The 20,515-nt window shown below is 52.7% G+C and carries 17 protein-coding genes; 9 read left to right on the top strand and 8 right to left on the bottom strand.

The window, feature by feature from the left end:
- Window positions 1–33 precede the first annotated feature (33 nt).
- The 6 genes from yehK to AACU94_RS05790 all read left to right on the top strand — a co-directional run bounded on the left by yehK (window position 34) and on the right by AACU94_RS05790 (window position 8,071).
- Window positions 34–351, top strand: coding sequence for a protein YehK (gene yehK / locus AACU94_RS05815; protein WP_135487551.1), 318 nt, complete (start codon window positions 34–36; stop codon window positions 349–351).
- A 629-nt stretch (window positions 352–980) separates the two neighbouring features.
- Window positions 981–2,069 (top strand): ATP-binding protein, encoded by a 1,089-nt coding sequence (locus AACU94_RS05810; protein WP_135489093.1) that lies wholly within the window; start codon window positions 981–983, stop codon window positions 2,067–2,069.
- A gap of 10 nt (window positions 2,070–2,079) precedes the next feature.
- On the top strand, window positions 2,080–4,359 hold the full coding sequence (locus AACU94_RS05805) for a DUF5682 family protein (RefSeq protein ID WP_135489092.1): 2,280 nt from the start codon (window positions 2,080–2,082) through the stop codon (window positions 4,357–4,359).
- Window positions 4,352–5,488, top strand: coding sequence for a vWA domain-containing protein (locus tag AACU94_RS05800; RefSeq protein ID WP_135489091.1), 1,137 nt, complete (start codon window positions 4,352–4,354; stop codon window positions 5,486–5,488). The genes AACU94_RS05805 and AACU94_RS05800 overlap by 8 nt, the downstream gene beginning before the upstream one ends.
- The gene (locus tag AACU94_RS05795; RefSeq protein WP_135489090.1) at window positions 5,485–7,476 is read left to right on the top strand and encodes an SWIM zinc finger family protein; all 1,992 of its coding nucleotides are present in this window, start codon (window positions 5,485–5,487) and stop codon (window positions 7,474–7,476) included. Before AACU94_RS05800 ends, AACU94_RS05795 begins: the two co-directional genes overlap by 4 nt.
- Window positions 7,477–7,609: 133 nt before the next feature.
- Window positions 7,610–8,071: a YehR family lipoprotein gene (locus tag AACU94_RS05790; RefSeq protein WP_135487547.1), complete on the top strand. Its 462-nt coding sequence runs from the start codon at window positions 7,610–7,612 to the stop codon at window positions 8,069–8,071.
- A 42-nt stretch (window positions 8,072–8,113) separates the two neighbouring features.
- Here the strand turns inward: AACU94_RS05790 and AACU94_RS05785 are convergent, their stop codons facing one another.
- Genes AACU94_RS05785 through btsS form a run of 3 tightly spaced genes read right to left on the bottom strand, consistent with a single transcriptional unit; the run spans window position 8,114 to window position 11,032 of the window.
- Window positions 8,114–8,584 carry a YehS family protein gene (locus AACU94_RS05785; RefSeq protein ID WP_130207022.1) on the bottom strand — a complete coding sequence of 157 codons (471 nt, stop codon included), beginning with the start codon at window positions 8,582–8,584 and terminating at the stop codon, window positions 8,114–8,116.
- Window positions 8,585–8,630: 46 nt separating this feature from the next.
- Window positions 8,631–9,350, bottom strand: coding sequence for a two-component system response regulator BtsR (gene btsR, locus AACU94_RS05780; RefSeq protein WP_130207024.1), 720 nt, complete (start codon window positions 9,348–9,350; stop codon window positions 8,631–8,633).
- Entirely contained in the window at window positions 9,347–11,032 is a 1,686-nt protein-coding gene (gene btsS, locus AACU94_RS05775) for a two-component regulatory system sensor histidine kinase BtsS (protein WP_130217160.1), read from the bottom strand. The genes btsR and btsS overlap by 4 nt, the downstream gene beginning before the upstream one ends.
- A 221-nt stretch (window positions 11,033–11,253) precedes the next feature.
- Here btsS and mlrA point away from each other — a divergent pair, with 221 nt between their 5' ends.
- Window positions 11,254–11,985 (top strand): HTH-type transcriptional regulator MlrA, encoded by a 732-nt coding sequence (gene mlrA / locus AACU94_RS05770; RefSeq protein WP_135489089.1) that lies wholly within the window; start codon window positions 11,254–11,256, stop codon window positions 11,983–11,985.
- 59 nt (window positions 11,986–12,044) lie between these two features.
- Window positions 12,045–12,152 carry a protein YohO gene (locus AACU94_RS05765; RefSeq protein WP_001216963.1) on the top strand — a complete coding sequence of 36 codons (108 nt, stop codon included), beginning with the start codon at window positions 12,045–12,047 and terminating at the stop codon, window positions 12,150–12,152.
- Here the strand turns inward: AACU94_RS05765 and yehW are convergent.
- From yehW to bglX, 5 genes are all read right to left on the bottom strand, one after another.
- On the bottom strand, window positions 12,133–12,864 hold the full coding sequence (yehW, locus tag AACU94_RS05760) for a glycine betaine ABC transporter permease YehW (RefSeq protein ID WP_135489088.1): 732 nt from the start codon (window positions 12,862–12,864) through the stop codon (window positions 12,133–12,135). The two genes, AACU94_RS05765 and yehW, sit on opposite strands and share 20 nt — an antisense overlap.
- A gap of 4 nt (window positions 12,865–12,868) precedes the next feature.
- On the bottom strand, window positions 12,869–13,795 hold the full coding sequence (yehX, locus tag AACU94_RS05755) for a glycine betaine ABC transporter ATP binding protein YehX (RefSeq protein WP_135489087.1): 927 nt from the start codon (window positions 13,793–13,795) through the stop codon (window positions 12,869–12,871).
- Complete coding sequence (gene yehY / locus AACU94_RS05750; RefSeq protein WP_135489086.1) at window positions 13,788–14,945, bottom strand: glycine betaine ABC transporter permease YehY; 1,158 nt, start codon at window positions 14,943–14,945, stop codon at window positions 13,788–13,790. Before yehY ends, yehX begins: the two co-directional genes overlap by 8 nt.
- Window positions 14,946–14,951: 6 nt before the next feature.
- Window positions 14,952–15,869 carry a glycine betaine ABC transporter substrate-binding protein OsmF gene (gene osmF / locus AACU94_RS05745; protein ID WP_135489085.1) on the bottom strand — a complete coding sequence of 306 codons (918 nt, stop codon included), beginning with the start codon at window positions 15,867–15,869 and terminating at the stop codon, window positions 14,952–14,954.
- A gap of 251 nt (window positions 15,870–16,120) precedes the next feature.
- A complete protein-coding gene (gene bglX / locus AACU94_RS05740; protein ID WP_000871488.1) occupies window positions 16,121–18,418 on the bottom strand; it encodes a beta-glucosidase BglX in 2,298 nt (765 codons plus the stop codon).
- Between the two features lie 195 nt (window positions 18,419–18,613).
- Between bglX and dld the strand changes: the two genes are divergently transcribed.
- Complete coding sequence (dld, locus tag AACU94_RS05735; RefSeq protein ID WP_130217152.1) at window positions 18,614–20,329, top strand: D-lactate dehydrogenase; 1,716 nt, start codon at window positions 18,614–18,616, stop codon at window positions 20,327–20,329.
- The last annotated feature ends 186 nt before the right edge of the window (window positions 20,330–20,515 follow it).

Below are 20,515 nucleotides of genomic sequence, written 5' to 3'. Positions count from 1 at the left end.
CGTTATCAACACGACTTACCAGCGGGGAAAGCGATGATCGTGCAAAAAGAGCTGGTTGCTATTTACGATTATGAGGTCCCTGTACCTGAAGATCCGTTTTCCTTCAGACTTGAGATCCATAAATGCTCTGAATTATTTACAGGTTCCGTCTATCGACTGGAACGATTCCGGCTACGTCCAACATTTCATCAACGTGATCGAGAAGATGCTGACCCGCTAATAAATGATGCATTGATTTATATAAGAGATGAGTGTATTGATGAGCGGAAATTACGAGGTGAATCACCTGAAATGGTAATAGCAATTTTTAATCGTGAACTACAGAATATATTCAACCAAGAAATAGAATAATATACTCTAAATAATTCAAGTAGCAGCACATGCAACTTGAACTATGGCAAGTAAAGCTTTATTAAAGGGGGAAACGGTATTCCCCCTTAGATGCGTTTCAATTTGCCCGTTACTTCAACAAATCAATCAACCGTAACAGAGCCACTAATAGCTCCAGTACGGCAATGAGCACGGTTAACTTTTGTGTCAGCGTGTCCATCCGCTCTCCTTATTAAGGAGCGCAACACCAGCACCTTACCCTTACACTGCCTGTCGATACTGGTTTACGTATGTTGGTACGAAACGTTGCTCTCCGGATCAGGGCACCGCCTGCGGCACCACCCGTCCGGCAGCCAGGACTTAAAATTGGTCCGATCCGGCACAACCTCCCAACGGGCAGGATTATAAATCTCACTCACTGAATTGCAATGGAGTGTGGATATGGTTATAATTTATTCGTTGGTACGAAATGTTGCACTATCAGCAAGTTAGCGTCATTGTAGTAAATAAAAAAACCTGCCTCACCAGCAGGTTTTTTTATTTACTGTGATCTGCTTTCCAGATATTTTTCGTTCAAACAACTAATGCGCCAAACAGTTATTGTGCGTAAAATATCGTTTATTTTATTAATACATTTCAGGGATGAATATATGTCACCGCAGAATAATCATCTGCAGCGTCCGCCTGCCGCTGTGTTATACGCCGATGAACTGGCGCAATTAAAACAAAATGATAACGCACCTTGCCCGCCCGGTTGGCAGTTAAGTTTGCCTGCAGCCCGTGCTTTTATCCTTGGCGACGAAGCGCAAAATATTAGCCGTAAAGTCGTGATTAGTCCCTCCGCTGTCGAACGTATGTTAGTCACTCTTGCCACCGGACGCGGTTTGATGTTGGTGGGGGAACCTGGCACCGCAAAATCTCTCCTGTCTGAATTACTGGCAACCGCTATTAGCGGCGATGCCGGGTTAACCATTCAGGGCGGCGCATCTACCACCGAAGATCAAATCAAGTACGGCTGGAACTACGCCCTGCTTATCAACCATGGTCCGTCAACGGAAGCGCTGGTCCCAGCCCCGCTTTACCAGGGAATGCGCGATGGCAAAATTGTCCGTTTTGAAGAGATAACGCGTACACCACTGGAAGTACAAGACTGTCTGTTAGGTATGCTTTCTGACAGGGTTATGACGGTGCCGGAACTCACCGGTGAAGCCAGTCAGCTCTATGCGCGAGAAGGCTTTAATATTATTGCCACTGCCAATACCCGCGATCGCGGCGTCAATGAGATGAGTGCCGCGCTAAAGCGTCGCTTCGATTTTGAAACTGTCTTTCCGATTTTGGATTTCGCCCAGGAGCTGGAACTGGTCGCCAGTGCTTCGGCGCGTTTGCTGGCCCATAGCGGTATTCCGCATAAAGTGCCTGACGCGGTACTGGAGTTACTGGTACGCACCTTCCGCGATCTGCGTGCCAACGGCGAAAAGAAAACGTCAATGGATACACTAACAGCGATTATGTCCACCGCTGAAGCCGTGAACGTGGCCCACGCCGTGGGCGTCCGCGCCTGGTTTTTAGCGAATCGCGCAGGTGAGCCAGCCGATCTGGTGGACTGTATTGCCGGAACCATCGTCAAAGATAACGAAGAAGATCGCGCTCGTCTGCGCCGTTACTTCGAACAGCGTGTCGCCACACATAAAGAAGCTCACTGGCAGGCTTATTATCAAGCCCGCCACCGCCTGCCGTGAGGAAAGATGCATGAGCGAGCCGTTAATTGTCGGCATCCGGCATCATAGTCCGGCCTGCGCCCGGCTGGTGAAATCGTTAATCGAAAGCCAGCGGCCACGATACGTGTTGATTGAAGGCCCGGCTGATTTTAATGACCGGGTAGACGAACTGTTGTTAGCCCACCAGCTTCCGGTAGCTATTTACAGTTATTGCCAGTATCAGGACGGTGCGGCCCCCGGGCGTGGTGCCTGGACGCCATTTGCCAAATTTTCGCCGGAGTGGCAGGCGCTACAAGCCGCACGTCGTATTCAGGCACAAACTTACTTCATCGATTTGCCTTGCTGGGCGCAGAGTGGAGAAGAGGACGATTCGCCTGATACGCAAGAGGAAAGCCAGACCTTGCTGCTGCGTGCCACCCGCATGGATAACAGCGACACCCTGTGGGATCACTTGTTCGAAGATGAAAGCCAGCAAACTGCATTACCCTCTGCACTGGCGCACTATTTTGCCCAACTGCGGGGCGACTCCCCCGGCGATGCACTCAATCGTCAGCGCGAAGCCTTTATGGCCCGCTGGATTGCATGGGCGATGCAGCAAAATAATGGCGACGTGTTAGTCGTCTGCGGCGGCTGGCACGCTCCGGCACTGGCAAAAATGTGGCGCGTATGTCCGCAGGAAATTAACAAGCCAGAATTGCCCGCACAGGATGGGGCCGTTACAGGTTGCTATCTCACGCCATACAGCGAAAAGCGCCTTGATGTGCTGGCTGGATACCTTTCCGGTATGCCTGCCCCGGTCTGGCAAAACTGGTGCTGGCAGTGGGGCTTGCGGCAGGCGGGAGAACAACTGCTAAAAACGGTTCTTACCCGTTTGCGCCAACATCACTTGCCTGCTTCAACCGCTGATATGGCTGCCGCTCATCTGCATGCAATGGCACTGGCGCAGTTGCGCGGACATACACTACCGTTACGCACTGACTGGCTGGATGCCATAGCAGGCTCGCTGATTAAAGAAGCCCTGAATGCACCGTTGCCGTGGAGCTATCGCGGCGTTATTCATCCCGATACCGATCCGATTCTGCTAACGTTGATAGACACATTAGCGGGTGACGGATTCGGTAAACTTGCCCCCTCCACGCCACAACCGCCTCTGCCAAAAGATGTCACCTGCGAACTGGAACGTACCGCAATCTCTCTTCCGGCGGAGCTTACCTTAAATCGCTTTAACCCCAATGGACTAGCGCAAAGTCAGGTGTTACATCGGCTGGCAATACTGGAGATCCCAGGGATTGTGCGCCAGCAGGGAAGTACACTGACACTTGCAGGTAACGGTGAAGAACGCTGGAAATTAACTCGCCCGCTTAGCCAACATGCGGCATTGATTGAGGCCGCCTGTTTTGGTGCCACACTCCAGGAAGCCGCACGCCATAAATTAGAAGCCGATATGCTGGACGCGGGCGGAATCGGCAGTATCACCACATGTCTTAGCCAGGCGGCGTTAGCGGGTCTGGCGTCTTTCAGTCAACAATTACTGGAGCAACTCACATTATTAATCGCCCAGGAAAATCAATTTGCCGAAATGGGCCAGGCGCTGGAAGTGCTATATGCCTTATGGCGGCTGGATGAAATTAGCGGTATGCAAGGCGCGCAGATATTACAAACGACGTTATGCGCGGCTATCGATCGCACGCTGTGGCTGTGTGAATCTAACGGAAGACCGGATGAAAAGGAGTTTCACGCTCACCTGCATAGCTGGCAAGCGTTGTGTCATATCCTGCGCGATCTGCATAGCGGTGTGCAGCTCCCCGGCGTTTCTCTTTCTGCGGCGGTGGCCTTACTGGAGCGCCGCAGTCAGGCGGTTCATGCCCCGGCACTGGATCGCGGCGCGGCTCTTGGCGCACTGATGCGTCTGGAACATCCCAACGCCAGTGCCGAAGCGGCGCTGGCGATGCTGACGCAGTTATCCCCGGCACAATCCGGCGAGGCGCTGCACGGTTTGCTGGCGCTGGCCCGCCATCAATTGGCCTGTCAGCCGGCATTTATCGCCGGTTTCAGCAGTCATTTAAATCAACTAAGTGACGCCGATTTTATCAACGCCCTGCCCGATTTACGCGCGGCGATGGCCTGGCTACCGCCACGAGAACGTGGGACGCTGGCGCATCAGGTGCTTGAGCATTATCAACTGGCGCAACTTCCCGTTTCGGCGCTGCAAATGCCGTTGCATTGCCCACCGCAAGCCATTGCACATCATCAACAACTCGAACAGCAGGCACTGGCATCGCTGCAACACTGGGGAGTTTTCCATGTCTGAACTGAACGATCTTCTGACCACCCGTGAGCTACAACGCTGGCGATTGATTCTTGGCGAAGCGGCAGAAACGACGCTTTGTGGACTGGATGACAACGCCCGACAAATAGACCACGCGCTGGAGTGGCTGTACGGGCGCGATCCTGACCGGCTCCAGCGTGGTGAACGTTCCGGTGGATTGGGTAGCTCAAATCTCACCACGCCTGAGTGGATCAACAGTATTCACACGCTGTTTCCGCAACGGGTGATTGAGCGGCTGGAAAGCGATGCCGTGCTGCGCTACGGCATTGAAGATGTGGTGACGAATCTCGACGTGCTGGAACGTATGCAGCCTTCTGAAAGCCTGCTACGCGCCGTTTTGCACACCAAACATCTGATGAATCCTGAAGTGCTGGTTGCCGCCCGCCGGATAGTGCGCCAGGTAGTGGAAGAAATTATGGCGCGACTGGCAAAGGAAGTTCGCCAGGCTTTTTCTGGTGTCCGCGATCGCCGCCGTCGCTCATTTATTCCACTGGCGCGTAATTTCGATTTCAAAAGTACTCTGCGCGCCAACCTGCAACACTGGCACCCGCTACATGGCAAGCTGTATATCGAATCCCCCCGCTTTAACAGCCGTATTAAGCGCCACAGTGAACAATGGCAACTGGTCTTACTGGTTGATCAAAGCGGATCGATGGTCGATTCGGTGATCCACTCTGCGGTGATGGCGGCCTGTTTATGGCAGTTACCCGGCATTCGTACCCATCTGGTGGCGTTTGACACCAGCGTAGTTGATCTCACGGCAGACGTTGCCGATCCGGTAGAGTTATTAATGAAAGTACAGTTGGGCGGCGGGACCAATATCGCCAGTGCCGTAGAGTATGGTCGGCAACTTATTGAACAACCAGCAAAAAGCGTCATTATCCTCGTGAGCGATTTTTATGAAGGGGGTTCATCATCATTGCTGACGCATCAGGTGAAAAAGTGTGTCCAGAGCGGTATCAAAGTGCTGGGACTGGCAGCGCTCGATAGCACAGCAACGCCATGCTATGACCGCGATACGGCCCAGGCGCTGGTTAATGTCGGCGCACAAATAGCCGCGATGACGCCGGGCGAGCTGGCATCATGGCTGGCGGAGAATCTTCAGTCATGAATTCACTACGTCCGGAATTATTAGAACTGACACCGCAGGCGCTGACGGCGTTAAGCAATGCCGGTTTTGTGAAGCGCAGTCTTAAGGAACTGGAAAATGGCAACATTCCGGAAATCAGCCATGAGAACGGTGTTTTACTCGCCACGTTCAGTGACGGTGTCCGTACCCAGCTGGCGAACGGTCAGGCACTGAAAGAGGCTCAGTGCACTTGCGGGGCCAGCGGCATGTGCCGTCATCGCGTGATGCTGGTGTTAAGTTATCAACGACTTTGCGCTACCGCCCAGCCCACGGAAAAAGAAGAAGAGTGGGATCCAGCAATCTGGCTGGGAGAGCTGGCAACCCTACCCGATGTCACCCGTAAACGTGCACAAGCTATTGTCGCTAAAGGCATCACCATTGAGTTGTTCTGTGCGCCGGGAGAAATTCCCTCTGCCCGAATGCCGATGAGTGACGTACGTTTTTATTCCCGCAGCAGTATTCGCTTCGCGCGCTGTGATTGCATTGAAGGAACACTTTGCGAACATGTCGTGCTGGCGGTACAGGCCTTTGTCCAGGCCAAAGCGCAGCAAACAGAATTTACCCATTTGATCTGGCAGATGCGCAGCGAGCAAGTTGCCGCGAATGATGACCCATTTGCCAGCAACGAGGGCAACGCGTGCCGTCAATATGTTCAGCAATTAAGCCAGGTATTATGGCTGGGCGGCATCAGCCAGCCGCTCATCCATTACGAGGCCGCATTCAGCCGTGCATTGCAGGCGGCAGAGAGCTGCAACTGGCGATGGGTGAGTGAATCACTACGACAGCTACGGGCAAGCGTTGATGCCTTCCACGCCCGCGCCAGTCACTATCATGCCGGAGAATGCTTACGTCAGCTTGCGGTATTAAACAGTCGATTAAATTGCGCACAAGAGATGGCGCGGCGCGACAGTATCAGTGAAGTTCCTCCCATGCCGTGGCGAACGGTGGTTGGCGCAGGCATTGCTGGCGAAGCAAAGCTTGATCATTTGCGGCTGGTGTCGCTAGGTATGCGTTGCTGGCAGGATAATGAGCAGTATGGTTTACGCATCTGGTTCACCGATCCCGACACCGGCAGTATTTTGCACCTTTCGCGCAGTTGGCCGAGAAGCGAACAGGAAAACTCACCGGCAGCCACACGTCGGCTGTTTAGTTTTCAGGCTGGCGCACTGGCAGGTGGGCAAATTGTTTCACAAGCCGCGCGTCGCAGTGCCGAAGGCGAGCTGCTGTTAGCTACTCGCAACCGCTTAAGTAGCGTTGTCCCACTGTCGCCCGATGCCTGGCAAATGCTGAGTGCACCGTTGCGCCAGCCCGGCATTGTGGCTTTGCGGGAATACTTACACCTGCGCCCGCCAGTCTGCGTCCGGCCGCTTAATCAGGTGGATAATTTATTTATTCTGCCGGTGGCGGAGTGTATTTCACTGGGATGGGACAGCAGTCGCCAGACGCTGGATGCGCAGGTGATTAGCGGCGAAGGTGAAAATAATGTGCTGACGTTATCGCTGCCAGCCTCTGCCTGCGCGCCCTTTGCCACTGAACGCATGGCGGCACTTTTACAACAGCAGGATGATCCTGTGTGTCTGGTTTCTGGATTCGTCAGTTTTGTTGAAGGACAGTTAACGCTGGAACCTCGAGTGATGATGACCCAAACCAGAGCCTGGGCGCTGGACGCTGAAACCGCGCCTGTTGCAGCACTACCTTCAGCGTGCGTTCTTCCTGCGCCATCCACCGCTCATCAGTTGCTGATGCGCTGTCAGGCGTTGCTCATTCAATTGCTACACAACGGCTGGCGCTATCAGGAACAGAGCATCATTAGCCAGGTTGAGTTGCTGGCAATTGATTTAACCGCGACGGGGTTTTATCGGCTGGCGCATGTGTTGAATCAATGGCGTCATACGGAAGGTGAGACACTAATAGAAACATTGAATAACTGTGTTTTACTTTGCGAGCAGTCATTACTGATGCTTGAGTAACAAGGAGGGAAAGATGCTTTTTATTAAGAGTTCTACTCCATTTCCGGACTGCTCAAAACAAGGTATAAAGCATATTCTATAGCGCCCTGGTGAGAGTCACCAGTTTCCTGATTTTGATAAAATGGAGTTTTACATGAAGGCTTTCAACAAGCTGTTTTCCCTCGTAGTTGCATCTGTTCTGGTTTTCTCTCTCGCAGGCTGCGGTGACAAAGAAGAATCTAAGAAATTTAGCGCTAATCTGAACGGTACTGAAATTGCCATTACTTATGTCTACAAAGGCGACAAAGTGATTAAGCAATCTTCAGAAACCAAAATTCAGTTTGCAACCATTGGTGCAACCACCAAAGAAGATGCAGCTAAGAAACTTGAGCCATTAAGCGCCAAATACAAAAACATTCCGGGCGTTGAGGAAAAATTAACCTATACCGATACTTACGCGCAGGAAAATGTAAATATCGATATGGAAAAAGTTGATCTGAAAGCCCTGCAGGGCATTTCTGGTATCAAGATGAGTGATGAAGATACCAGCAAAGGTGTCAGCATGAAGCAGATTGAACTGGTCATGGCTGCTGCTGGTTTTAAAGAAGTGAAATAATTTGTCGGCGGCCATGTTCTTCGCATGGCCGCCATGCCCGTCTTAGCTTTTCTTCACATGCTGGCGCGCTGCCAGTCCACGCAGAAAATAACGCAAGAATTGATCGCCGCATTCACGGAAGTTTTTATGATCCGGTGCACGCATCATCGCAGTAATTTCCGGCATCGAAACACGGAACTGTTGTTCGGTGAGGATCGCCAGAATGTCATCGGTTTTCAGTGAAAACGCGATGCGTAATTTTTTCAGCACGATGTTGTTATTAATGCGACGTTCCGGCTCCAGTGCCGGAGCAGACTCATCCCTGCCGCGTTTTTCGTAAATCAAACCATTCAGGAATGAAGACAAAACAATGTCCGGACAACGCTGAAAACCCTCTTCGTCTTCTTTACGTAGCCAGACGGCGATCTGTTCCGCGGTGGCTTCAACATTAGCCAGCGCCAGGATACGCACCAGGTCATTATTGTTGGCTTTCAAAATGTAGCGCACGCTGCGCAGAATATCGTTACTTAGCATGAGGCCTTCGGGTGTTAATGAGGCAAAAAGCCATTTTAGCAGTCTTTTACAGGCCAATCGCCTCTTTTAAACTTTTCAGATAACGGCGGCTGACAGGGACGGTTAATCCATTACGCAAAATCAACTCAGCCTGACCGTTATCTTCCAGGCGAATCTCCTGTAAATGCGCGAGGTTAACCAGATACTGTCGATGGCAGCGCAGTAGCGGGGTGCGGCTCTCCAGCGTGCGCAAAGTTAATTCTGTGAAGCCCTCTTTCCCTTCCTGGCTGATAACGTAAACACCGCTCATTCGACTACTAACAAACGCCACATCTTTCATTTGCAGCAAATAAATCCGACTATGCCCCGTACAAGGGATAAATTTCAGCGCCTGCTGATTTTCCGGTAACAGCGAAACATCCTGCTTGCTGCGCTCCTGTCGCAAACGCACCAGTGTTTTCTCCAGCCGCGCTTCATCAATCGGCTTCAATAGATAATCAAAGGCATGTTCTTCAAAGGCTTTTATAGCGTATTCGTCAAATGCGGTGAGAAAAACAATATACGGGCGATGTTCCGGGTCAAGCATGCCAACCATTTCCAGACCGCTGATACGCGGCATCTGGATATCGAGAAACAGCACATCCGGGCGCAGTTTATGCACCGCGCCGATCCCTTCTACGGCGTTTGAACATTCGCCGACAATTTCAATATCACTCTGCTCCTGCAAAAATACGCGCAGGTTTTCCCGTGCTAACGGTTCATCATCAACAATTAAGACTTTAATCATGCCTCATCCCTCCATGGCAGTCGTAACGTTATTCGGGTGTAACTATCAGGCTCACAGGCGACGCTTATCCCATAGTCATCGCCAAACCGTTCACGTAAACGCTTATCCACCAGATTCATCCCCAGCCCGCTGGCATTGGTTGCCGGTTGATACAAACCAGCATTGTCTTCGATCTCCAGCATTAAATGTTGCCCATCACGTCGGGCGCTAATTGCCACTCGTCCTGTTTCCAGCAGTTGTGATGTCCCATGTTTGATGGCGTTTTCCACTATTGGTTGCAGGGTAAATGCGGGTAACTGCTGCTGAGACAACGCCTCCGGAATAGAAATGTTGACCTGCAACCGCGACTGGAAACGCGCCTTTTCAATTTGCAGATAAGCATTCACATGTTCAATTTCGTCGGCGAGAGTAACAAACTCCGAAGGCCGCTTTAAGTTTTTGCGGAAAAAAGTGGAAAGATACTGCACCAGCTGACTGGCCTGTTCGCTGTCACGGCGGATCACGGCTTTGATGGTGTTAAGTGCATTAAACAAAAAATGGGGATTGACCTGGGCGTGAAGCAGTTTGATCTCTGACTGGGTGAGCATCGCTTTTTGCCGCTCATACTGCCCGGCGAGGATCTGCGCCGAAAGCAGTTGTGCAATCCCCTCACCCAGCGTGCGGTTGATCGAGCTGAACAGCCGATTTTTAGCTTCATACAATTTGATGGTACCCATCACCCGCTGATTTTCACCACGCAGAGGGATCACCAGCGTTGAGCCTAACTTGCACTGCGGATGCAAAGAGCAACGATAAGGCACTTCGTTGCCATCGGCGTAGACCACTTCTCCGGTTTCAATGGCTTTTAAGGTATAAGCCGAAGAAATCGGTTTGCCGGGTAAATGATGGTCGTCACCAATACCAGTAAAAGCCAACAGTTTCTCGCGATCGGTAATCGCTACCGCGCCAATATCCAGCTCCTGATACAGCACCTGGGCCACCTTCATGCTGTTCACTTCGTTAAAGCCCTGGCGCAAAATGCCTTCCGTCGAGGCCGCAACTTTCAGCGCGGTGGCGGAAAAAGCCGAGGTGTATTTTTCAAACATCGCGCGCTTATCGAGCAAAATGCGCATAAACAGCGCCGCGCCCACGGTGTTGGTTACCATCATCGGCGCAGCGATATTACTCACCAGACGCACCGCATCTTCATAAGGTCGGGCAATCGCCAGGATGATCAGCATTTGCACCATTTCCGCGACGAATGTGACGGCACCAGCGGTAATGGGGTTAAAGACTTTATCGGTACGCCCGCGGCGGATCAGGATGCTATGTACCAGCCCGCCGAGCAATCCTTCGACGATCGTCGAGATCATGCAACTCAGCGCAGTCATGCCCCCCATCGAATATCGATGTAGACCGCCGGTCAGACCAACCAGTCCGCCCACTACCGGACCACCGAGTAAGCCGCCCATTACCGCACCTATGGCCCGGGTATTGGCAATAGAGTCGTCAATGTGCAGCCCGAACCAGGTGCCCATGATGCAGAAGATGGAAAAGACGATATAGCAGAGAAATTTGTGCGGCAGACGAACTGTGACCTGCATTAATGGTATGAATAATGGCGTTTTACTCATCAACCACGCAATGACCAGAAAAACGCACATCTGCTGAAGCAGCAGCAACACCAGATTAAAATCGTACATACCCGCAAACCACACGTCCCTTTAAAACGCGTAACATACATTGCTCACGTTCAACTTTCTTTGAACTGTTGCAGAAAAATGAAAAATCGTGAGTACGATCACTCAAAACAACCTGGCAAAAACAAAATCATCCTAATCGAGATCAAAAAACTGCCAAAACTACCTGGTTCATAAAAGAACGTCTACAGTTATGCTGGGACCTCGCAAGCAAGGGTGGGACGATGGCGCTTTACACGATTGGTGAAGTGGCGTTGCTTTGTGATATCAACCCTGTCACGTTACGCGCGTGGCAGAGGCGTTATGGGCTGTTAAAACCGCAACGCACAGACGGCGGTCATCGCCTGTTCAACGATGCCGATATCGACCGGATCCGGGAGATCAAACGCTGGATCGACAACGGTGTGCAGGTCAGCAAAGTTAAAATGCTACTCAGTAATGAGAATGTTGATGTGCAGAACGGCTGGCGCGATCAGCAAGAAACTCTGCTTAGTTACCTGCAAAGTGGCAACCTGCAAAGTCTGCGAATGTGGATCAAAGAGCGTGGTCAGGATTATCCCGCCCAGACGCTCACCACACATCTGTTCATTCCTCTGCGCCGACGGCTTCAGTGCCAACAACCGACTCTCCAGGCACTGCTGGCGATTCTGGACGGCGTACTGATCAACTACATCGCCATTTGCCTGGCTTCGGCACGTAAAAAACAGGGCAAAGATGCGCTGGTGGTTGGCTGGAATATTCAGGATACCACTCGTCTGTGGCTGGAGGGCTGGATTGCCAGTCAACAAGGATGGCGCATTGATGTCCTCGCCCACTCGCTCAATCAACTACGCCCTGAACTGTTTGAAGGCCGTACATTGCTGGTGTGGTGCGGTGAAAATCGAACCTCCACCCAACAGCAGCAACTCACCAGTTGGCAGGAACAAGGGCATGATATTTTCTCACTCGGCATTTAATGATTCGTTAACAAATGCGCTTTACTGTACAATCCTTTCGTTAACATAAGGAGTGCATTATGCGCATAGCTAAAATTGGGGTTATCGCCCTGTTCCTGTTTATGGCGTTAGGCGGTATCGGTGGCGTAATGCTCGCAGGTTATACCTTTATTTTGCGTGCTGGCTAAGCGCCTGCACCAGCCGTTCAAACAGGCGGTCTACGATGATCGCCGCCAGTGCCACCAGTAACGCCCCCTGAATCACATAAGCGGTATTAAATCCGCTAAGCCCGATGATGATGGGCGTACCCAGCGTACTGGCCCCAACCGTTGAGGCAATGGTCGCCGTGCCAATGTTGATAATTACTGAAGTCCGCACGCCTGCCAGAATCACCGGCGAAGCCAGCGGTAACTCGACTTTGCGCAGTCGCTGACTACGGCTCATTCCCATGCCTTTGGCAACTTCGGTCACGCTGGCATCAATCGCTCCCAGCCCGGCAAGTGTCGCCTGCAAGATGGGTAGCACGCCGTAAAGGATCAGCGCGATAATCGCCGGTTGCTGACCAAACCCAATTACCGGAACGGCAATCGCCAGCACCGCGACGGGCGGAAAAGTCTGCCCAACGGCGGCAATAGTTTCCACCATCGGGCGAAATTCCGCGCCCCACGGGCGAGTGACAGCAATTCCGGCACCAGTACCAATGATCACCGCAAACAAACTCGAAATTCCCACCAGCCAGAAATGAGCCAGTGCCAGAGCTGCAAAACTTTCTTGCTGATAAACGGGTCGTGGCAGTTGTGGGAACAAGGCAGCAAACAGCGGCTGGCTGTAAGGCAGCCAGAAGATCAGTGCCACAAACAGAGCAATGAGCCAGAACAGCGGATCGCGCAACATCTTCATACGCTTACGCCTCCACCAGCAGATCCTGAAAATGCAGCGTGCCGCAAGGCTGGCCCTGCGTGTTCACCACCGGCAGCACCTCGCATCCCCGCGCAACAAACAGGGAGAGCGCATCGCGTAGCGTCATCTCTTCTGCCAGCGCCTCACCTTCTGCCCGTTCTTCGCGACGCACGTAATCCGCTACGCTACGCAATGACAACAGACGCACACCCAGTTCGCTGCGCCCAAAAAACTGGCGGACAAAATCGTTTGCCGGACGAGTCAGCATCGCCAGCGGATTGCCCTGCTGCACCACTTCACCGTGATCCATTAACACCAGATGTTCTGCCAGCCGTAGTGCTTCATCAATATCATGAGTGACCAGCACAATGGTGCGCCCCAGCAAACGGTGAATGCGCGTCATCTCTTGTTGCAACGCGCCGCGCGTTACCGGGTCCAGCGCGCCAAAGGGTTCATCCATCAGTAAGACTTGCGGATCGGCAGCCAGTGCGCGCGCCACTCCCACACGCTGCTGCTGACCGCCGGAAAGCTGATGCGGATAACGCTCACGCAAATTCGGTTCCAGCCCCAGTAGCGCCATTAATTCGTCGATACGATCGTCAATCCGCGCCTGCGGCCATTTTTGTAATTGCGGCACGGTGGCGATGTTTTGCGCCACGCTCCAGTGGGGAAACAGGCCAATAGATTGAATGGCATAGCCCATCCGGCGGCGCAGCTCCAGCACTGGCAGCGAGCGAATTTCTTCTCCGGCAAAGCGGATCACGCCGCTGTCATGCTCCACCAGGCGGTTAATCATTTTCAGGGTGGTGGATTTGCCGGAGCCAGAGGTGCCAATCAGCACCGAAAAACTCCCTTCCTGAAAATTGAGATTGAGATCGTTAACGGCTTTTTGTGCGCCGAACAGTTTGCTGACATGGCTAAATTCAATCATTATGTTTCACCTTCAGCAGTGCGATAAGCAAATCGAACAGCGCGTCGGTAAGCACCGCCAGAACAATTACCGGGATCACCCCCAACAACACTAAATCAATGGCACTGCTTAACAGCCCCTGGAAGACCAGCGCCCCAAAACCACCCGCACCAATTAACGCCGCAATCACCGCCATACCGACGGTCTGCACCATCACCACCCGCAGGCTGCGCAGAAATACTGGCAGCGCCAGCGGTAACTGGACATGCAGGAAACGCTGCGCCCCGCTCATCCCCATCGCTCTGGCGCTCTCCAGCACATCACGCGGGATCTGGTTCAAACCGACTACCACGCCGCGCACCAGCGGCAGCAAGGCATAGAGCACCAGCGCAATCAGTGCGGGTGTCATTCCGGTTCCTGCTATGCCGAGCTTCCCCAGCCACGGAAAGGCAGTAACCAGCGCGGCAAGCGGCGCAATCAACAGGCCAAAGAGCGCCACCGAAGGCACGGTCTGAATGACATTGAGCAGAGAAAAAATCGCCCCCTGACGCGCAGTGGAAAAGTAGCACCAGACGCCCAGCGGCACACCAATCACCAGCGCAGGCAGCACCGCACCAAACAGCAACGTCAAATGCTGTGCCAGCGCGTCATCAAACACATCCTGACGGTTGGCGTATTCTTTCATTAACGAGAGATCGTTAAGCGTGCCGGAGTACAGCAACCACAGCGGAATAATGGCAATCTGCATATGCAACAACCAGCGCCACAGCGGATGCGTGGTGATCCGGCGGATGGCATCGCTACAGGCCAGCAATGCCAGCGCCACAGCCAGCCAGAAACCACTGCCGAGGCTGGTACGCGCCAGCGCACTGCCGTTTTGCGCCAGCTGCGTCGCTGCTTTTCCTGCGCCCCATACCAGTAACACGAAGACGAGTTGCGCCAGAATGAGTGCAAAAATGCTGCCTTTTTTAGCGGGAATAAAACAGGCGGTCAGCCAGGCGCAACCAACGCCCACCAACATCCAGATCGTTTGCGGCCACAGCTGCCAGAGATGACGCCCTTCACCCGAGACTAAACGATTAGGCGCGTAACTGATAAACGGCAGCGCCGCTGCGATTGCCGTCAGCAACAGCAGCAGCGCCAGAACAGGATTAATACGTAGATAAGTCACGGGAAATTACTTCGTCCACCCTTTTTGTTTCAGGTAGTCGGCAGCCACTTTTTTGGCATCCCGTCCTTCCACTGCAATGCTGGCATTCAGTTGCTGCAATGTTTTTTCATCGAGGCTGGCGAAGACTGGCTGTAGCCACTGTGCCATTTGCGGATACTCTTTCAACACCGACTCACGCACCACTGGTGCAGGCGCGTAGATAGGTTGCACGCCTTGCGGATCGCTTAAGGTTTGCAGCCCCAGCGCCGCTACCGGGCCGTCAGTGCCGTAAGCCATTGCGGCATTAACGCCAGAGGTTTGCTGGGCAGCGGCTTTAATCGTCACCGCCGTGTCGCCACCGGCCAGTGACAGCAACTGATCCTGACCGAGCTTAAAGCCATAGGCTTTTTCAAAAGCGGGTAACGCATCGGCGCGTTCGATAAACTCTGCTGAGGCCGCCAGTTTGAAGGTGCCGCCCTCTTTCAGATAACGGCTCAGGTCGGCAAGCGAAGTGAGTTTGTTTTTCTCTGCAACATCCTGGCGCACGGCGATGGTCCAGGTGTTATTCGCAGGTGCGGGCGTCAGCCAGATTAACTTGTTTTGCTCTGCATCGAGTTTTTTGACTTTCTCGTAGCCTTGCCCGGCATTTTTCCACGCTGCATCGTTTTCATCTTTAAAGAAGAAAGCGCCATTGCCAGTATATTCCGGATAGATATCCAGTTCGCCGGAAGTAATCGCCCCGCGCACCACAGGAGTGGTTCCCAACTGGACTTTATTGACCGTCGGTACGCCATGGCTTTCGAGTACCTGTAAGATGATGTTGCCGAGTAGCGCGCCCTCGGTATCGATTTTCGAACCAACTTTAACGGGGGAAGCCGCCTGTAGCGGCAGGCTCACGGCTGCCAACATAACCAGTGAACCTGTCCAGAGCTTTGAGAGTGGCATGATGCTTTCCTCATTCTTTTACTGTTGTTTTCAGCGAATTAAGAGAAAAGCATAGTTGATAATAACAGGGTTAGCCTGAGCAGACGGATTCAGTTGCAGAATCAGATAAATACTTAAAGGGCATATCTTGCCCGGTGTATCTTGCCGGATGCGGCGCGAGCGCCTTATCCGGCCTACAAAGGGCGAAAATTCAGCAAGTTAAGATGTGAACATCAGGCAAAGGGCGCAAACGTCGCGCCCTTACTAAAGCATTACAGCAACTCAAACTCGCCTTTCTTAACGCGTGCGGAATCGGTGCCGATGAAGACGTTGAATTTGCCAGGCTCGGCGTCATATTTCATCTGTTGATTCCAGAACTTCAGCGCCTCAATATCGATTGGGAAGCTGACGGTCTGAGTTTCGCCCGGTTTCAGGGTGATTTTCTCAAAACCTTTCAGCTGTTTCACGGGGCGACTCATGGAAGCCGTCACATCCTGCAAATACATCTGCACTACCGTCGCCCCTTCGCGCTTACCGGTGTTCGTCACCTGCACGCTGGCGGTCACTTTACCGTCACGCTTCATGGTCGGCGCAGAAAGTTTCACATCAGAGACGGTGAAAGTGGTGTAGCTCAGACCATAGCCGAACGGATAAAGCGCCCCGTTAGCTTCATCAAAATAACGCGAAGTGTATTTATTCGGCTTGTCGGCATTATACGGACGACCGGTATTCAGATGGCTGTAGTAAACCGGGATCTGCCCGACAGAACGCGGGAAGGACATTGGCAGCTTACCGGACGGGTTGTAATCACCAAACAACACATCGGCAATCGCATTACCCCCTTCCGTACCCGCAAACCAGGTTTCCAGAATCGCATCAGCCTGCTGATCTTCTTTCACCAGCGCCAGCGGACGACCGTTCATCAGCACCAGCACCAGCGGTTTTCCGGTGGCTTTCAGCGCCGCAATCAAGTCACGTTGGCTTTGCGGAATAGTGATATCGGTACGGCTGGAAGCCTCATGCGCCATCCCCTGGGCTTCACCGACCACAGCCACTACCACATCAGATTGTTTCGCGGTCTGCACCGCTTCATCAATCATCTCTTGCGGCGAGCGCGGATCGACTTTGACTGCTTCTTCATACTGATTCAGGAAATCGATAATGCCTTTGTCACTGGTAACGTTCGCCCCTTTGGCATACAGCACCTTGCCGTTTTCACCGACGGCATTTTTAATCCCGGTCAGCACAGTCACGGATTGATCTGCAACACCGGCTGCGGACCAGCTGCCCATCACGTCACGTTTGCTGTCCGCCAGTGGCCCAACCACCGCAATGGTTGCCGATTTTTTCAGCGGTAACGTTTCGAGACGGTTTTTCAGCAACACCAGGCTTTCGCGCGCCACTTCACGCGCTTCTTTGCGGTGCAGGCGGCTTTCAGCATTGGTATCCACCGGGTCAGACTCTTTCGGACCGAGATGGCTGTATGGGTCGTTAAACAGCCCCATATCATATTTAACGTTCAATACGTGGCGGGCGGCGTCGTCCAGCTCTTCCATCGTCACTTTGCCGGACTTGATCAAACCGGGCAGATACTTCGAGTAATACTCGTCGCTCATGCTCATGTTGATCCCGGACTTAAGCGCCACGCGCACCGCATCTTCCGGGTCTGCCGCCGTACCGTGTTTAATCAGCTCTTTGATTGCACCGTGATCGGAAACGGTGATGCCTTTAAAACCCCACTGGTCGCGCAGAACATCTTTCAGCAGCCAGGAATCAGAAGTTGCAGGCGTGCCGTTGAGTGAGTTCAGCGCCACCATTACCGCGCCGCTGCCTGCGTCCAGCCCCGCTTTGTACGGCGGCATATAGTCATTAAACAGACGCTGCGGGCTCATATCGACGGTGTTGTACTCTTTACCGCCTTCTACCGCGCCGTAAGCAGCAAAGTGTTTGACGCTGGTCATCACCGAGTAGCGATCCGCCGGGCTTTTACCCTGCATCGCTTCAACCATGGTTTTACCCATAATTGAGGTGAGATACGTATCTTCACCAAAACCTTCGGAAGCGCGCCCCCAGCGCGGATCGCGCGAGACATCGACCATCGGCGCCCAGGTCATGTTCAGGCCATCGTCCGCCGCTTCATAAGCTGAAACGCGCCCGACGGTTTTCACTGCGTCGAGGTTAAAAGAGGACGCCAGACCGAGGCTAATCGGGAAGACCGTGCGCTGACCGTGCAGCACGTCGTAGGCAAAGAAGAGAGGAATTTTCAGGCGGCTCAGTTCCATCACCTGATCCTGCATGGCGCGGATATCCTGGCGTGTGACGGTATTGAAAATCGCCCCCACCTGCCCGTCTTTGATCATCTCGCGGATCGCCTCTTTCGGGTTATCCGGACCAACACTGATTAAACGCAGCTGACCAATTTTCTCATCGACCGTCATTTTCTTGAGCAGTTCGGTGACGAACGCATCCCGCGCTTCGGGCGTTAATGGATGGTTGCCGAATAAATCATCCGCCAGTGCTGGCTGTAGGGCCAGACTCACCGCGATACCTACTGAACATAGCCATTTCATATGGATTATTCTTCCTCTGTTGCCCGACGTGGCAGCGAAAATGGTGCAAAAGCGGTAGTTTGCCATAACCCTGATAGAGAGAGAAAAAGAAAGCTCAGTTTATTGTCTGAATTTTCAAAATATTCACTCGCTGAATTGTCATACAAGGCGCTATTCTAGTTTCTGATATTTTTTCGCCACCACAAGGAGTGGAAAATGTCTTCCATGACAACAACTGATAATAAAACCTTTTTGAATGAACTTGCCCGTCTGGTCGGTTCTTCACACCTGCTCACCGATCCCGCAAAAACGGCCCGCTATCGCAAGGGCTTCCGCTCCGGTCAGGGTGACGCGCTGGCCGTTGTTCTTCCAGGCTCGCTACTGGAATTGTGGCGAGTACTGAAAGCCTGCGTCACCGCCGACAAAATTATTCTGATGCAGGCCGCCAATACCGGTCTGACCGAAGGCTCCACGCCAAATGGTAACGATTATGATCGCGATATCGTGATCATCAGCACCCAGCGCCTCGACAAGCTGCATGTTCTCGGCAAGGGCGAACAGGTGCTGGCGTATCCTGGCACCACGCTCTATTCGCTGGAGAAAGCTCTCAAACCATTAGGCCGCGAACCGCACTCGGTGATTGGTTCATCGTGTATTGGCGCATCGGTTATCGGCGGCATCTGTAATAACTCTGGTGGTTCGCTGGTGCAGCGTGGCCCGGCGTATACCGAAATGTCGTTATTCGCACGCATAGATGAAAACGGCAAGCTGACGCTGGTTAACCATCTGGGAATTGATCTGGGTGAAACGCCGGAGCAGATCCTTAGCAAGCTGGATGACGATCGCATCAAAGATGACGATGTGCGTCACGATGGTCGTCACGCCCACGATTATGACTATGTCCACCGCGTCCGTGATATTGAAGCCGACACGCCCGCACGTTATAACGCTGACCCGGATCGCCTGTTTGAATCCTCCGGTTGCGCTGGCAAACTGGCAGTTTTCGCAGTGCGTCTGGATACCTTTGAAGCGGAAAAAAACCAGCAGGTGTTTTATATCGGCACCAACCAGCCGGAAGTACTGACCGAGATCCGCCGCCATATTCTGGCTAATTTCGAAAATCTGCCGGTTGCCGGCGAATATATGCATCGGGATATCTACGATATCGCGGAAAAATACGGCAAAGATACCTTCCTGATGATCGACAAGCTAGGCACCGACAAGATGCCGTTATTCTTTAATATCAAGGGACGTACCGATGCGATACTGGAGAAGGTGAAGTTCTTCCGACCACACTTTACCGATCTCGCAATGCAGAAATTCAGTCATTTGTTCCCCAGTCATTTGCCGCCACGCATGAAAAGCTGGCGCGATAAATATGAACATCATCTGCTGTTAAAAATGGCGGGGGATGGCGTGGGCGAAGCAAAATCCTGGCTGGTAGATTTTTTCAAACAGGCCGAAGGCGATTTCTTTGTCTGTACGCCGGAAGAAGGCAGTAAAGCGTTTTTGCACCGTTTCGCGGCGGCAGGCGCAGCGATACGTTATCAGGCCGTGCATTCCGATGAAGTCGAAGACATTCTGGCGCTGGATATTGCTCTGAGGCGTAATGACACCGAGTGGTATGAACATCTACCGCCGGAAATCGACAGCCAGCTGGTGCATAAGCTCTATTACGGGCATTTTATGTGCTACGTCTTCCACCAGGATTACATCGTTAAGAAAGGCGTGGATGTGCATGCGCTGAAGGAACAGATGCTGGAATTGTTACGCCAGCGCGGCGCGCAATATCCTGCCGAGCATAACGTCGGTCATTTGTATAAAGCACCGGAGACGTTGCAGAAGTTTTATCGTGAAAACGATCCGACCAACAGTATGAATCCGGGGATCGGTAAAACCAGTAAGCGGAAAAACTGGCAAGAAGTGGAGTAAATACGGCTGGATGCCTGATGCGCAAGCATCGCATCAGGCATGGGCATCAAATGCCGGATGCGGCGTAAACGCCTTATCCGGCCTACGGGCGCGTCACGTTTGTAGGCCTGATAAGATGCGCAAGCATCGCATCAGGCACGGGCATCGAATGCCGGATGCCGGCGTGAACGCCTTATCCGGCCTACG

It is taken from the genome of Escherichia sp. E4702, assembly GCF_963883545.1.
GTDB lineage: Bacteria > Pseudomonadota > Gammaproteobacteria > Enterobacterales > Enterobacteriaceae > Escherichia.
The sequence above is the reverse complement of the archived record's forward strand: the minus strand, read 5'-3'. Positions and strand labels throughout refer to the sequence as shown.

Bases quoted from the DNA above. Each gene is read 5' to 3' on its own strand.
- yehK (WP_135487551.1), top strand. From the start codon at position 34: ATGATCGTGCAAAAAGAGCTGGTTGCTATTTACGATTATGAGGTCCCT.
- AACU94_RS05810 (WP_135489093.1), top strand. From the start codon at position 981: ATGTCACCGCAGAATAATCATCTGCAGCGTCCGCCTGCCGCTGTGTTA.
- AACU94_RS05805 (WP_135489092.1), top strand. From the start codon at position 2,080: ATGAGCGAGCCGTTAATTGTCGGCATCCGGCATCATAGTCCGGCCTGC.
- AACU94_RS05800 (WP_135489091.1), top strand. From the start codon at position 4,352: ATGTCTGAACTGAACGATCTTCTGACCACCCGTGAGCTACAACGCTGG.
- AACU94_RS05795 (WP_135489090.1), top strand. From the start codon at position 5,485: ATGAATTCACTACGTCCGGAATTATTAGAACTGACACCGCAGGCGCTG.
- AACU94_RS05790 (WP_135487547.1), top strand. From the start codon at position 7,610: ATGAAGGCTTTCAACAAGCTGTTTTCCCTCGTAGTTGCATCTGTTCTG.
- AACU94_RS05785 (WP_130207022.1), bottom strand. From the start codon at position 8,584: ATGCTAAGTAACGATATTCTGCGCAGCGTGCGCTACATTTTGAAAGCC.
- btsR (WP_130207024.1), bottom strand. From the start codon at position 9,350: ATGATTAAAGTCTTAATTGTTGATGATGAACCGTTAGCACGGGAAAAC.
- btsS (WP_130217160.1), bottom strand. From the start codon at position 11,032: ATGTACGATTTTAATCTGGTGTTGCTGCTGCTTCAGCAGATGTGCGTT.
- mlrA (WP_135489089.1), top strand. From the start codon at position 11,254: ATGGCGCTTTACACGATTGGTGAAGTGGCGTTGCTTTGTGATATCAAC.
- AACU94_RS05765 (WP_001216963.1), top strand. From the start codon at position 12,045: ATGCGCATAGCTAAAATTGGGGTTATCGCCCTGTTCCTGTTTATGGCG.
- yehW (WP_135489088.1), bottom strand. From the start codon at position 12,864: ATGAAGATGTTGCGCGATCCGCTGTTCTGGCTCATTGCTCTGTTTGTG.
- yehX (WP_135489087.1), bottom strand. From the start codon at position 13,795: ATGATTGAATTTAGCCATGTCAGCAAACTGTTCGGCGCACAAAAAGCC.
- osmF (WP_135489085.1), bottom strand. From the start codon at position 15,869: ATGCCACTCTCAAAGCTCTGGACAGGTTCACTGGTTATGTTGGCAGCC.
- bglX (WP_000871488.1), bottom strand. From the start codon at position 18,418: ATGAAATGGCTATGTTCAGTAGGTATCGCGGTGAGTCTGGCCCTACAG.
- dld (WP_130217152.1), top strand. From the start codon at position 18,614: ATGTCTTCCATGACAACAACTGATAATAAAACCTTTTTGAATGAACTT.